This window comes from Barnesiella viscericola DSM 18177 (assembly GCF_000512915.1).
GTDB classification, from domain to species: domain Bacteria; phylum Bacteroidota; class Bacteroidia; order Bacteroidales; family Barnesiellaceae; genus Barnesiella; species Barnesiella viscericola.
In genome coordinates, this window is sequence record NZ_CP007034.1 from 1,757,793 (window position 1) to 1,772,425 (window position 14,633).

Annotated in this window: 8 protein-coding genes; 4 read left to right on the forward strand and 4 right to left on the reverse strand. The window is 55.9% G+C overall.

The genetic code is table 11. The features are described from left to right. The first annotated feature begins 71 nt into the window (after window positions 1–71). Window positions 72–1,745: a nucleoside kinase gene (locus BARVI_RS07090; RefSeq protein WP_025278562.1), complete on the forward strand. Its 1,674-nt coding sequence runs from the start codon at window positions 72–74 to the stop codon at window positions 1,743–1,745. Between the two features lie 81 nt (window positions 1,746–1,826). Here the strand turns inward: BARVI_RS07090 and BARVI_RS07095 are convergent, their stop codons facing one another. Further along, window positions 1,827–2,801, reverse strand: coding sequence for a polyprenyl synthetase family protein (locus BARVI_RS07095; RefSeq protein WP_025278563.1), 975 nt, complete (start codon window positions 2,799–2,801; stop codon window positions 1,827–1,829). Between the two features lie 117 nt (window positions 2,802–2,918). Between BARVI_RS07095 and polA the strand changes: the two genes are divergently transcribed. Further along, entirely contained in the window at window positions 2,919–5,711 is a 2,793-nt protein-coding gene (gene polA, locus BARVI_RS07100; RefSeq protein ID WP_025278564.1) for a DNA polymerase I, read from the forward strand. 79 nt (window positions 5,712–5,790) lie between these two features. Beyond that, window positions 5,791–9,135, forward strand: a complete 3,345-nt coding sequence (gene mfd / locus BARVI_RS07105; RefSeq protein ID WP_025278565.1) for a transcription-repair coupling factor — start codon at window positions 5,791–5,793, stop codon at window positions 9,133–9,135. Here the strand turns inward: mfd and BARVI_RS07110 are convergent. Next, the gene (locus tag BARVI_RS07110; RefSeq protein WP_025278566.1) at window positions 9,074–10,477 is read right to left on the reverse strand and encodes a mechanosensitive ion channel family protein; all 1,404 of its coding nucleotides are present in this window, start codon (window positions 10,475–10,477) and stop codon (window positions 9,074–9,076) included. The two genes, mfd and BARVI_RS07110, sit on opposite strands and share 62 nt — an antisense overlap. 204 nt (window positions 10,478–10,681) lie before the next feature. On the opposite strand from BARVI_RS07110, the gene ychF reads away from it, so the two are divergent. After that, the gene (gene ychF, locus BARVI_RS07115; protein WP_025278567.1) at window positions 10,682–11,785 is read left to right on the forward strand and encodes a redox-regulated ATPase YchF; all 1,104 of its coding nucleotides are present in this window, start codon (window positions 10,682–10,684) and stop codon (window positions 11,783–11,785) included. Window positions 11,786–11,888: 103 nt separating this feature from the next. Here the strand turns inward: ychF and BARVI_RS07120 are convergent, their stop codons facing one another. Together BARVI_RS07120 and BARVI_RS07125 are read right to left on the reverse strand one after the other, a co-directional pair. After that, window positions 11,889–13,568, reverse strand: coding sequence for a S41 family peptidase (locus tag BARVI_RS07120; protein ID WP_025278568.1), 1,680 nt, complete (start codon window positions 13,566–13,568; stop codon window positions 11,889–11,891). A 34-nt stretch (window positions 13,569–13,602) separates the two neighbouring features. Further along, a complete protein-coding gene (locus BARVI_RS07125) occupies window positions 13,603–14,595 on the reverse strand; it encodes an adenosine kinase (RefSeq protein ID WP_038534305.1) in 993 nt (330 codons plus the stop codon). Window positions 14,596–14,633 lie beyond the last annotated feature (38 nt).

A 14,633-nucleotide genomic window follows, 5' to 3' on the forward strand; every position in this document is an offset into this window, starting at 1 on the left:
CACAGAGATAAGATTGTTGTTTTGTTTTTATTAACAATATGTGAAACCCTCGTCCATACTTTATAATCACAATGGAAAGAGAAAAATTTGACATTTTTTGTGTCAACACGGGCAAGAGCCTGCGCATAGACGGCGGTGAAACTCTGCTCGAAATCTACGAAATGGCAAAACCCCAACTGGCTCATCGCCCCCTATGTGCCTATGTAAACAACAAGACCGAAGAGTTGCGGTACCGGGTGTACGGTCCCAAAGACATCGAGTTTCTCGACATCACCCACCCCTCGGGCATGCGCACCTACGTGCGTTCGCTCTGCTTTGTCATGTACAAGGCCATCAGCGACATTGTGCCGGGCACCCGGCTGCGCATCGAGCACTCCCTGTCGCACGGCTACTACTGCCTGCTCGACAACCCCGAAGCGCTCAAACCCGAGGTAATTGCCCGAATCAAGGAGCGCATGGCACAGATTATCGCGGCCGATATCCCCTTCAAGAAAATCGAATGCCACACGGCCGACGCCATCGAGACCTTCCGGCAGCAGAGCATGTTCGACAAAATCGAGCTGCTGCAATCGACCCACCAGCTCTACACGCAATACCACACCCTCGACGGACTGGCCGACTCGTATTACAGCTGGCTCACCCCCTCGACGGGCTATTTGCAGGGATTCGACCTGATGAAATACAACGGCGGGGTGTTGCTGGTGCCCCCTACTCCCGACGACCCTACGAAACCGGCACCCATCGAACCGCAGGAGAAGATGCTGAACGCCTTCAAGGAGTACCTCACCTTCAACCATATCATCGGGTTGAGCAACATCGGCGACCTCAACAAAGCGGTCGAGAGCCGACGGGCAACCGACCTCATCAAGGTGGCCGAAGCGCTGCACGAGAAGAAAATCAGCAAGATTGCCGACGACATTACCCGCCGATACCATGAGGAGGGTACCCGCATCGTACTCATTTCGGGACCCTCATCGTCGGGCAAAACCACCTTCTCGAAACGGCTCTCGATTCAGCTCATGACCAACCTGCTCAAACCGGTGGCCATCTCGCTCGACAACTACTTTGTCAACCGCGAGGACACGCCGCGCGACGAGACGGGCGACTATGACTACGAGTCGCTCTATGCCCTCGACCTCGACCTCTTCAACAAGGACCTCAACCGACTGTTGCAGGGCGAGACGGTGCCGATGCCTACCTACAACTTCGAGACCGGCAGCCGCGAATACAGGGGCAACACCCTGAAACTCGACGAGGGGGCGGTGCTCATTCTCGAAGGGATACACGGGTTGAATCCCGAACTGACGCCCCAAATCAAGCCGCATCAGAAATACCGCATCTACGTCTCGGCCCTCACCACTATCTCGATCGACGACCACAACTGGATACCGACGGCCGACAACCGACTGCTGCGCCGCATCATTCGCGACTACAAATACCGCGGAGCCTCGGCTCAAAGTACCATTGCCCGCTGGGGCAGCGTGCGGCGGGGCGAAGAGAAGTGGATATTCCCCTACCAGGAGAATGCCGACGCCATGTTCAACTCGTCGCTCCTCTTCGAGCTGGCCGTGATGAAAGACTACGCACAGCCCATACTCAGCGCCGTGCCACACGACTGCCACGAGTATGCCGAGGCGCACCGTCTGCTCCGGTTCCTGGGCTATTTCCTATCGATCAACCAGCGTGAGATTCCGCCCACATCGCTCCTGCGCGAGTTCCTGGGCGGCAGCAGTTTCAAATATTGATCTACATAAAAGCCAGCGGGGCTGCTCTCCTGACAGAGAGCAGCCCCGCTGATTATATCCAGTCGTCCCAAGCGGGGCGAATTATTTTTCGCGTTCGATGGTATAGTCGAGGATAGCGATGAGCGCATCGAGAGTCTCGGAAGCCGGAAATCCTTCGAGCAGGGCGACTGCCTCGTTGCGTATCCGCCTCATCGTCTCATAGGCATACTCGATGCCCCCTTCGTGTTTGGCATACTCGATGAGCGTGTGCACGCTCTCGGCCGACAAATGCTCTTCGGAGAGCAACGCCCGCATCTGTTCATTCTCAGCACCCGTACCATGCGTGATGGCATAGATGAGCGGCAGCGTGATTTTGCCCTCCCGCAAATCATTGCCGGTGGGTTTGCCAATCACCTTGTCTTCGTAGTAGTCGAATATATCGTCCTTGATTTGGAAACAGAGTCCCAACTTCTCGCCAAACCGGCTCAACCGCTCGACATCGGCTTCGGGAGCCCCGGCGGCCAAAGCCCCCAGCTGCATGCAGGCATAAAAGAGCGAGGCCGTTTTGCGGCGAATCACCTCGAAATAGGCCTCCTCGTCGAGGCGGTGCGTACGGGCGTTGGAGAGTTGGTCTATCTCGCCACGTGCCAGTTCACGGCCCAAAGTACCCAGACTGGCCACGATGGCTATCTGCCGGGTCCGTACCGAACAGTCGAGCGCACACGACACGAAATAATCGCCGGTCAAGACGGCTATCCGATTGTCATACAGATGATTGATGGTGGGTAACCCCCGACGCTTCTGCGACTCGTCGACCACATCGTCGTGTATGAGGCTGGCATTGTGCAGCAACTCCAACGAGGCGGCCGCGTCGATTGCCGCCCGGGGTACCGGGCCGAACAACTTGGCGCACAGCAGCACCAGAATAGGCCTTATCTGCTTGCCCTTGCTTTCGAGATAAGTGTGTATCACCTCGTTCATCAAAGGACTGCTTGTATGCAGGGTCTCGGTAAGGGTCTTATTCAGTAAGTCGAGTTCGTCGGTTATAGGTTGCCGTATGACCAAAAGTTTATCCATATCCATTTATTCTGCTGCAAAAATAGTAATAAAACAAAAGAATCCGTATTTTTATCGTAATTTTACCGCATTGCAATGACGCTTTTTTAATTCTTATCTACAAACCGCATATTCGACATGCAAGAGAAACGACTTTTCCTGTTAGACGCCTACGCGCTCATCTACCGCTCTTATTATGCCTTCATCAAAAATCCCCGCATCAACTCCAAGGGAATAAACACCTCGGCCGTCCTGGGGTTTGTCAACACCCTCGAAGAGTTGCTCAAAAAGGAGAACCCCTCGCACATTGCCGTGGGATTCGACCCACAGGGGCCTACCTTTCGCCATGAAGCCTACGAGCAGTACAAGGCTCAGCGCGAAGAGACGCCCGAGGTGATTCGTTACTCGGTCCCCATCATCAAGGAGATTATCGGGGCCTACAACATACCCATCATCGAGGTGCCCCGTTTCGAGGCCGACGATGTGATAGGCACCCTGGCCAAACTGGCCGAAAAGGAGGGATTCGATACCTACATGATGACCCCCGACAAGGACTACGGCCAACTGGTATCGCCCCATATCTTCATGTACCGCCCCAAGTTCGGCGGCGATTTCGAGATACTGGGTCCCGAAGAGATCAAGGCCAAATACGGCATCGAGTCGCCCGAACAGGTCATCGACATACTGGGACTGATGGGCGACAGTTCTGACAACATACCGGGCTGTCCCGGTGTGGGCGAAAAGACGGCCGTGAAACTCATCGCCGATTTCGGTGGCATCGAGAATCTGCTGGCCCATACCGACCGTCTGAAAGGGGCGCTCAAAACCAAAATCGAGAGCAACCGCGAGCAAATCGAGTTCTCCCGCTTCCTGGCCACGATTCGCACCGACGTGCCCCTCACCTTCGACGAAGAGGCTCTGCGCCGCGAGCCGGTCAATGCCGAGAAGCTGCGCCCCATCTTCGAGGAGCTGGAATTCCGCAGCCTCACCGAACGGGTGCTGGGCAACAAACCGGCTACCGCAACGATGCCCAAACCGGCCACACAGCGTTCGCTCTTCGATCAAGCCGAACAACCGGAAACCTCGGAAACTCAGGCGGCACAACCGGCCGAATCGAAACTCACCGACATACACTCGGTCCCCCACACCTACCACCTGGTCGACACGACCGAGAAGATGTGGGACCTGGCTGCCCTGCTGGCCTGTGCCCCAGCCTTCGCCTTCGACTCCGAAACAACCGGCATCGACCCCATGAGCGTCGAGCTGGTGGGCCTCTCCTTTGCCCTCAAAGAGCACGAAGCCTACTATGTGCCCATACCCGACGACCAGCAGAAGGCCCGCGAAACGGTGCGCATCTTCAAATCGGCACTCGAAAACCCGGCCTCACTGAAAATCGGGCAAAACATCAAATACGACTACATCGTGCTGCACAACTACGGGGTCGAGGTCAAGGGCAACCTCTTCGACACCATGGTGGCCCACTACCTGTTGCAGCCCGAACAGTACCACAACATGGACTATCTGGCCAACGTCTACCTGGGCTACAAGCCGGTAGCCATCGAGGAGCTCATCGGCCCCAAGGGAAAGAAACAGCTCTCCATGCGGCAAGTACCCATCGAACAGATTTACCAATATGCCGCCGAAGACGCCGACGTAACCCTGCAACTGAAAAATCGCCTCGAAAAGGAGTTGACCCGCGAAAAGATGGAGAAACTCTTCTACGAGATGGAGATGCCCCTCACCCGCGTGCTTGCCGACATGGAGATTACCGGGGTAAACGTCGATACGGCCGAGTTGAAAAGCTCGTCCGACCTGCTCACCCGACGAATGGGCGAACTGGAACAGGAGATTTACCAACTGGCCGGGACTACCTTCAACGTCAGCTCGGCCCGACAGGTGGGCGAAATTCTTTTCGAGCGGCTCAAAATCGACGAGAAGGCCAAGAAGACCAAGACCGGGCAGTACTCCACCACCGAAGAGATTCTGGAAAAACTGCGCTCGCGCCACCCCATCGTAGGCAAGATTCTCGACCTGCGCGGCATACGCAAGCTGCTCAGCACCTATATCAACGCCCTGCCCGAACTGATTAACCCCCGAACGGGCAAGATTCACACCTCGTTCAACCAGACAGTGACGGCTACCGGTCGGCTCAGTTCGAGCAACCCCAACTTGCAGAACATTCCGATACGCGACAACGAGGGTCGCGAGATTCGCCGCGCCTTCGTGCCCGACCCGGGGTGCCTCTTCTTCTCGGCCGACTACTCCCAAATCGAATTGCGCATCATGGCCCACCTGAGCGGCGACCGCCACATGATCGAGGCCTTCCGCGAGGGGTCGGACATTCACGCCGCCACCGCAGCCAAGATTTACAAGGTGCCCATCGACGAGGTGACCTCCGACATGCGCCGGAAGGCCAAGACGGCCAACTTCGGCATCATCTACGGCATCTCGGTATTCGGTCTGGCCGAGCGGCTCAACATTCCCCGCAGCGAAGCCAAGGTGCTCATCGACGGCTATTTCGAGAGCTACCCGCAAATCAAGGAGTACATGAACAAGAGTATCGAGGTGGCCCGCGAAAAGGGATACGTCGAGACCATCTGCGGCCGCAAGCGCATGCTCCCCGACATTCACTCGCACAACAGCGTCGTGCGCGGATATGCCGAACGAAATGCCATCAACGCCCCAATCCAGGGCAGTGCGGCCGACATCATCAAGATTGCCATGATTCGCATTGCCCGACGGCTGGAAGAGGAGGGGTTGAAGAGCCGCATGATTCTGCAAGTGCACGACGAACTCAACTTCAACGTGCCGGCCGACGAACTCGACCGGGTGAAGGAGATTGTGTGCCAGGAGATGGAAAACGCCTACCCGCTGCAAGTGCCGCTGGTGGCCGACTACGGTACCGGACACAACTGGCTTGAAGCCCATTGACCCTAAAAATCGGGGCCGACAGGCCTCACGGCGACAAATAATTGTGTAACTTTGTGTCCCGGTTATGACGATTACAAGCATGGACATTCAAAGTTTTTCGGCACTCTTCAACACGCCGACGCGACGTGACGCCTTCCTGTCGCTGGTCAAGGACTCCAAGAAAAAGAATATTTTCATACAAGGGCTCGAAGGTTCGGCCCCGGCGCTGCTCTTCTCCAACCTGTTGGAGAACAAGCACCCTCACCTCATCATCGCCAACGACCTCGACGAAGCGGGGTACCTTTACAACGACCTGGTGCAGATCAACGGCAGCGACCACATCTTGCTCTTCCCCTCGGGCTACAAGCGCGACATCAAGTACGGACAGCCCGACCCGCCCTCCGAGATACTGAGGACCGAGGTGCTGAACCGGCTGAACCGGAAAGGTGACTCACTGCTGGTGGTTACCTACCCCGAGGCGCTCGCAGAGAAGGTGGTGCCGGTCGACACCCTTACCGACCAGACGCTCCACATCGACAAAAAGACGAAATGCGACATCATGGCCCTGGCCGACAAGTTGAGGGAACTCGGATTCAACGAGGTCGACTACGTCTACGAACCGGGACAGTTTGCCGTGCGAGGCAGTATTCTCGACGTCTTCTCGTTTACCAACGAGCTGCCCTACCGTATCGATTTCTTCGGCAAGGAGGTGGAGAGTATCCGCACCTTCGAGGTCGAGACCCAACTGTCGACCGAGCGGCTCGACGAGGTGTATATCGTCTCCAACATGAGCGGGAAAGAAACCTCGGGCATCTCGATGCTCGATTTCATCGATAAAAATGCCCTTCTCGTATGTCATAACCTCTCGTGGACGCTCGACCGGATAGAGGCCATTGCCTCGGAGTCGCTCTCGGAGCAGACCCTCATCGCCGAGGAGGGCGACCGCGATGCCATGAAGAAGGTCATCAACCCGGCTGAGTTCCGCCGGAAAGCCCTCTCGTTCCGCCGCATCGACTACGGCACATCGAGCGAGGCAGCCACCCCGGCCGTCATGCGGTTCGACTGCGCCCCGCAGGGTGTCTACCACAAGAATTTCGACCTCGTCAGCCAGTCATTCGCCCAATTCATCGAGAAAAAGTACACCATCTACATACTCAGCGACAGCGAGAAACAGATTGAGCGCCTGCAAGCCATCTTCGAGGAGCGGGGCGAATCCATCACCTTTACCCCCGTGCTGAAAACCCTGCACGAGGGATTCGTCGACAACGACCTGAAAATATGTTGTTTTACCGACCACCAGATTTTCGACCGCTTCCACAAGTATACGCTGAAAAGCGACCATGCCCGGTCGGGCAAACTGGCCCTCTCGCTCAAAGAGCTCAACCAGATCGAGGTGGGCGACTACATCGTGCACGTCGACCACGGTATCGGCCGCTTCGGCGGACTGATTCGCACCGAAATCAACGGCAAGATGCAGGAGGTCATCAAGCTCACCTACCAGAACGACGACATCATCTTTGTGAGCATACACGCCCTGCACAAGCTGGCCAAGTATCGCGGCAAGGAGGGTGAGACGCCCCGCGTCAACAAACTGGGCAGCGGCGCCTGGGAGCGCATGAAAGAGAAGACCAAGGGCAAGATGAAGGAGATTGCCCGCGACCTTATCAAACTCTATGCCGCCCGCAAGCAGGAGAAGGGCTTTGCCTTCTCGCCCGACTCGTTCCTGCAACAGGAGCTCGAAGCCTCGTTCATCTATGAGGATACGCCCGACCAAATCAAGTCGACGGCCGAGGTCAAGGCCGACATGGAACGCGAACGTCCCATGGACCGGCTCATCTGCGGCGATGTGGGTTTCGGCAAGACCGAGATTGCCATACGGGCTGCCTTCAAGGCCACCTGCGACAACAAGCAGGTGGCGGTGCTCGTGCCCACCACCGTGCTGGCCTTCCAGCACTACCAGACCTTCAAGGAGCGGTTGAAAGAGTTTCCCGTGCGCATCGAGTACCTCAGCCGGGCCCGCAAGGCTTCGGAGGTGAAAAAGATACTCAAAGACCTGGCCGACCGCAAAATCGACATCATTATCGGCACGCACAAGCTCATCGGGAAAGATGTGAAATTCAACGACCTGGGCTTGCTGATTATCGACGAGGAGCAGAAGTTCGGCGTAGCGGTCAAGGAGAAACTGAAACAGATGAAGGTCAATGTCGACACCCTCACCATGTCGGCCACCCCGATTCCCCGCACGCTGCAATTCTCGCTGATGGGAGCCCGCGACCTCTCGGTCATCTCCACACCGCCGGCCAACCGCTACCCCATACAGACCGAGGTGCACGCCTTCAACGACGACATCATCAAGGAGGCCATCAACTTCGAGATGAGCCGTGGCGGACAGGTATTCTTTGTCAACAACCGCATTCCGCAACTCTACGAACTCGAAAATACCATACACCGGCTGGTGCCCGACGCCCGCGTGGTCATCGGCCACGGACAGATGCCGCCCGAAAAACTGGAACAGGCCATCATCGACTTTGTCAACTACGACTACGACGTGCTGCTGGCCACCACCATCATCGAGTCGGGTATCGATATGCCCAACACCAACACCATCATCATCAACGATGCCCAGAACTTCGGGTTGAGCGAGCTGCACCAGCTGCGCGGCCGGGTGGGCCGCAGCAACCGCAAGGCCTTCTGCTACCTGCTCACACCGCCGCGTCACACCTTCTCGGTCGACGCCCGTCGGCGGTTACAGGCCATCGAGAGTTTCTCGGAGCTGGGCAGCGGCATACACATCGCCATGCAGGACCTCGACATACGGGGGGCAGGCAATCTGCTTGGAGCCGAACAGAGCGGTTTCATCGCCGATTTGGGCTATGAGACCTACCAAAAAATCCTGAAAGAGGCGGTCGACGAGTTGAAAAACGACGAGTTCAGCGACCTCTACTACGGGGCCGACTCCGACGCGAAACCCGAGGAGTTCGTCTCGGAGTGTACCATCGAGTCGGATCTCGAAATTCTATTCCCGGCCGACTACGTGCCGCAGGAATCGGAACGCATCTCGCTCTACCAGGAGCTCGACAACATGGAGCGGGAGACCGACATACGCCAGTTCTGCGAACGGCTCGAAGACCGTTTCGGACGTATTCCCCACGAGGCCATGGAGCTAATCCGTGTCGTGCGGCTACGGCGCCTCGCCAAGCAGCTGGGTATCGAAAAGGTGGGATTGAAACAGGGACAGATGTATCTCTACTTCGTCTCTGACGAACATGTGGCCTACTACCAGTCGGCCGCCTTCGGCCGCATACTCGCCTATCTGCAAAAGTACCCCCGCCAGTGCAAACTGCGCGAAATAAACGGACGCCGTTCGCTGGCCATCAAGGATATTATTTCGGTGGAATCGGCGGTTGCGGTGCTTGAGGAGGTGTTGCAGACGACACCGGTTTAGCGGCCGACGACGCAGCCTGCCGCATCGTGCCGAAGGGAATGCCCCACAACTCGTCGGGGTGATGACCGGCGGTAAGCAGGGCGGCATTGATGTAGTCGCGGCTCGACGGATTCTGGAAGGGATAGAGGCCGAACCGTGGCATGATGGCGGCATAGTGCTCGAAAATCTCCGATTGAATCGACTCGTAGCTCACCCAGTCGGTATTGGTCGAGAAGCAGTAGAGCTGCAAGGGCAGCCCGTTGTCGTTCGGGTCGAGCGCCCGCACCATCAGAATCATCTGCCCGCCGATGAACTTGTGATGTTGCAGATAGAGTGTCATGTAGGCCCGGAAAAGTCCCAGATTTGTCTCGATGGTCCCGTTCACCAACCCCTCGCTGTTTTGGGTATTCTCCACGATGCCGCGTTGCTGTTGAGCCTCTTTTTTTTCGATGAAATCGCGCAAAATATCCATTTCCTTCATCTTTTCCAGAAACTCGGGCGTACAGAATTTCACCGTACTCAGATCGATGGTAAACGAACGCATGATGCGTCGGCCGCCCGCTTCGGTCATGCCTCGCCAGTTCTGCACCTCGCCCGACACCAGCGAGTAGGGAGGCAAGGTCACTATCGTGTTGTCGAAGTTCTGAACCTTCACCGTATCGAGCGACACATCGATGACGATACCGTTCACACTGCCGCCCGGCACCACAATCCAGTCGCCGTTGCGAATCATGTCGTTTTGCGACAGCTGCACCCCCGCCACAAAACCCAGGATACTGTCTTTGAAGACCAGCATCAACACCGCGGCAAAGGCCCCCAGCCCGGTAATCAGGGCCATGGGTGAACGCTCGATGAGAATCGACACGGCTACGATGACCCAGAAACCGGCCAGTAGCCCTTTGATGATTTGAATCATACCCTTCATGGGACGGTTGCGCAAAGCGGTGCGACTCGAATAGAACTTCCAGAAGACCGACAACTGGGTGTTGATGGAAAAGACGATGACCCCCAGTATGTAAATCCAGCACAACTTTTCGATGAGTTTCAAGAAAACCGGCGTCCCGTGAAAGGCAAAGGGGAGCAACGCCACAATGACCAGTGGCGGAATGATGTGAGTGAGGCGGGTAAAGATATGAGCCTCGACCAGCGACTTCAACAGATAGCTTCCCCGATACCGGGCCACACGGTGAATCACATAAATGACGACGGCCCGCAGTATGCGACCCACCACAATGGCTATTACAAAAACCAGCACCCCGTACACAATGCGGTCCCACACCGGCGAGGGCGAACCGGTGAGGCGCAACAACAAATCCGACACCCACTCCATCAGCCGGTCGGCTATTTCATACGCTTTTTTCATCGCTTCTCTTTTCCCCTAAAAACGTCCCGCAGGGGTGTTGGGTTCACCCCCGGCGGCATCTCCTACCCGTTTTTACTGCAACGGATTCGACAACCCTGCCGGGAATAAACGACCAACGTATGAAAAGATTAGTTATCTTTGCAGCGCCTGAATGGATAGGAGACTATCCGGTTTCGCCGAATAATCAATAAAATATACGATATAATGAGTTTACAATGTGGCATAGTCGGGCTGCCCAACGTGGGCAAATCGACGCTTTTCAACTGTTTGTCCAACGCCAAAGCGCAATCGGCAAACTTCCCGTTCTGTACCATCGAGCCCAATGTGGGTGTCATCACCGTTCCCGATGAGCGGTTGAACAAACTGGCCGAATTGGTTCACCCCCAACGCATCGTCCCCACGACGGTCGAGATTGTCGACATTGCCGGACTGGTGAAAGGGGCCAGCAAAGGGGAAGGCCTGGGCAACAAATTCCTCGCCAACATACGGGAGACCGACGCCATTCTGCACGTGCTCCGTTGCTTCGACGACGACAACATCACCCACGTCGACGGGTCGGTCAATCCCGTGAGAGACAAGGAGATTATCGACTTTGAGCTGCAACTCAAAGACTTGGAGACCATCGAGTCGCGCATCTCGAAAGTTCAGAAACAGGCCCAGACCGGCGGCGACAAGGCGGCCAAAATCGCCTACGAGGTACTGAGCCGCTACAAAGAGGCACTCGAACAGGGCAAACCGGCACGTACCGTGACCTTCGAAACCAAAGACGAACAGAAGATTGCCCACGACCTCTTCCTGCTCACCAACAAACCGGTGATGTATATCTGCAACGTCGACGACGCCAGCGCCGTGTCGGGCAACAAATATGTCGACATGGTGCGCGAGGCAGTCAAGGAGGAGAACGCCCAGATACTGATTGTGGCTGCCAAGACCGAATCGGAGATTGCCGAGTTCGAAACCTACGAAGAGCGCCAGATGTTCCTCAACGAAATCGGGCTCAAAGAGTCGGGCGTATCGCGTCTGATTCGGGCCGCTTACAGCCTGCTCAACCTCGAAACCTATTTCACCGCCGGACCTCAGGAGGTACGTGCCTGGACCTACCTGAAAGGGAGCAAGGCTCCGCAATGCGCGGGCATTATCCACACCGACTTTGAAAAGGGCTTCATTCGGGCCGAGGTCATCAAGTATGACGACTACATCGCCCTCGGGTCGGAAAACGCCTGCAAGGAGGCTGGAAAGATGTATATCGAGGGGAAGGACTACGTGGTACAGGACGGCGACATCATGCACTTCCGCTTCAACGTATAGGCGATAAGAAGAGTATCACTCTTTACATACACAGAAGGGCGGCGAATCCATCGAAATTCGCCGCCCTTCTGTTATCGTTCAATCCCGAAACGGGAAAAATCTTTTACTGCTTTTTTACCGGAAGATTCAGAATCTTGGCATAGCGGGCCTCGTCGTTGAGAATACCGCAAGCCTCCTCCAAATCCTTGTCGTTCTTGATCGACTCGATGATTTCGCCCTTCTGGTAATAGTAGCGTTTGACAATCTCGATTGAGAGCAGTTGCGCGATTTCATCGCGAAAAGTCTCCAAGTCGCGGTCCAAATCGTGGTTCAGCGAAGCTGCCAAGGCCTCGAACTGCTTTTGGGTATTTTCGTCGAAATAGCCCTCAAACTTGGCTACCTCCTTCAAATCGTCCAAGATGCGTTCGCTCTGCTTGTCATACTTGAAGTTCTTCGACTTGACATAGGCCTTGAAATCGTCGTACACCGAGTCGGGCAACACGAAATCCCGGGCAGGAGCAATCGAGTCGTGCCGGGCGGCAAACCGGGTAGCGTAGTCGAAGAAATAGAAATCTTTCATCAAGTAGTAACTGATGTTGCCCCGGCGCTCTACCGTGGTCTCGATATCGGGCTTGATGCCACCCCCGTCTCGCACGATGCGGCCGTGGGCAGTCTTGAACTCGTGGGTGAGACTGTCGGGGATACGGGCCACGCTGCCGTCGGGGTTACGATGCGAGTAGTCGATGGCCTGTATGAGGCGTCCGCTGGGAATATAATAGCGAGCTATCGTCACTTTGAGCATGCCGTTGTAGGGCAACGGGCGGGTCGACTGCACCAACCCCTTGCCAAACGACCGCGAGCCTATAATCACGGCCCGGTCGAGGTCTTGCAAGGACCCGGCCACAATCTCCGACGACGAGGCGGTACCGCCGTCAATCAGCACGGCCAGCGGGATATGCTCGTCGACCGGCTCCTGGGTGGTCTTGTAAATCTTGTCCATCTTCTTGTTCCGACCCCGGGTCGAGAGTACCTCCTCGCCCTTGGGGACAAACAGATTGACCAGTTGCACGGCCTCTTCCAGAATACCGCCACCGTTACCCCGCAGGTCGAGTACAAGCGAGGTAATACCCTGTCGTTTCAACTCCTGCAAGGCCCGCTTCACCTCATCGGAGGCCGAATCGGTGAAACTGCTCAGGTAGATGTATCCCACACTGTCACACACCACTCCATAATAAGGTACGGCCGGTATCTGTATCTTTTTACGGGTAAGTTCGAAGGAGAGTGTGCCCTCGACACCCGGCCGCTCAACGGTGACCTTCAACTTGGTGTTGGCCGGGCCTTTCAACCGCTCGCTCACGGCAGCACTCTTCCAACCCGTTACCGAATCATTGTCGATCATGACAATCTTGTCGCCGGGTCGCAAACCGGCCAACTGGGCAGGCATACCCTCATAGGGTTCCGAAATATAGACCGCCTTGTCACGCTCCATAATCAAGGAACCTATACCGGCATACTCCCCGGTGGTAGAGAGGAAGAAATCATCTTTCTCTTTCTCGGGAATATATTCGGTGTAAGGGTCCAACCGGGCCAACATCGCATTCACCCCGTCGTTGATAGCCTTCTCGGCATCGATGGTATCGACATAAAACAGGTTCAACTCCTTGAACAGCGAGTTGAATATATCGAGGTTTCGCGAGACTTCAAAATCCCGTCGGTCCGACTTCCCGGCCTGCACCGCGCTCACACGGCCCACACAAAGGGCCAATGCCAACACGATTCCCATGCTCAAACTTGTTTTTCTCATCGCTCTATTTTTTGTCTTGGCCTTACGAAGATAGTCAATGACCGCGGTCTTCGGCAATCATCTCGGCCACTTTTAACTTTATTTCAGCCCATATCTCATCGCTCATCTTGGTTCCTATCACCTTGATGACCCGACCGGCCAGCAGCGACCCTATCTCGCCACACATGCGCAACGAACAATGCTGCGAGAGACCGTAGAGGAATCCCGAAGCATAAAGGTCGCCCGCACCTGTCGAATCAATACGGACCTCGGGCGTAGCCGGTACCTCGACAACCGCATCGCCACAACCCACAAACGAACCGTGAGCACCGCACTTGACTACAGCAATCCGACAATGACGGGCCAACGTCTCGACCGCCTGGCGCGGCTCCTCGCCCACATAGGCCATCGCCTCCTCTTCGTTGGCAAACAGAATATCGACATAGTTCTCTACCAGGGTGTGGATAATGGCATAGTTCTCTTTCACGACATTGTAGCTGGCCATATCGAAGGAGACTTGCAGCCCCATCTCCTTGGCCAGTTGCACGGCCCGCAAGATGAGCGCCTCGTCCTGTACCAGATAGCCTTCGATGTGAAGCAAGTCGTACCCGGCAAACATCTGGGGGTCAAGCTCGTCGGCACTCAATGTGGCCGCGGCTCCCAGAAAAGTACCGAAGGTGCGTTCGCCGTCGGGGGTAATGAGGGTCATGGCACAACCCGAAGCCTGGTCGCACTCGATCAGCGAGGTCTTCACCCCGTTGCGCTCCATGTCGTCGCGGAAAAACTGTCCGTAGGCGTCGCGACCTATCTTGCCGATAAAACCACCCTCAACACCCATTCGGGTCACCCCCGAAACGGCATTGGCCGCCGAACCACCCGATGCCAGCGTCGTTTCCAGCCCTTCGAAAATCGCCATGATTTTCAAAAGTCTCTCTTCATCAATCAGTTGCATACCTCCCTTCAAGAGACCCATGGCCTCGAAACACGCGTCGGAGTGCAACCGTGCCAGCACGTCGGTAAGTGCGTTTCCCAATCCTACTATCCTCATGGTGGAAATTTTTTTTTGCAAATATATTGCATAATTGG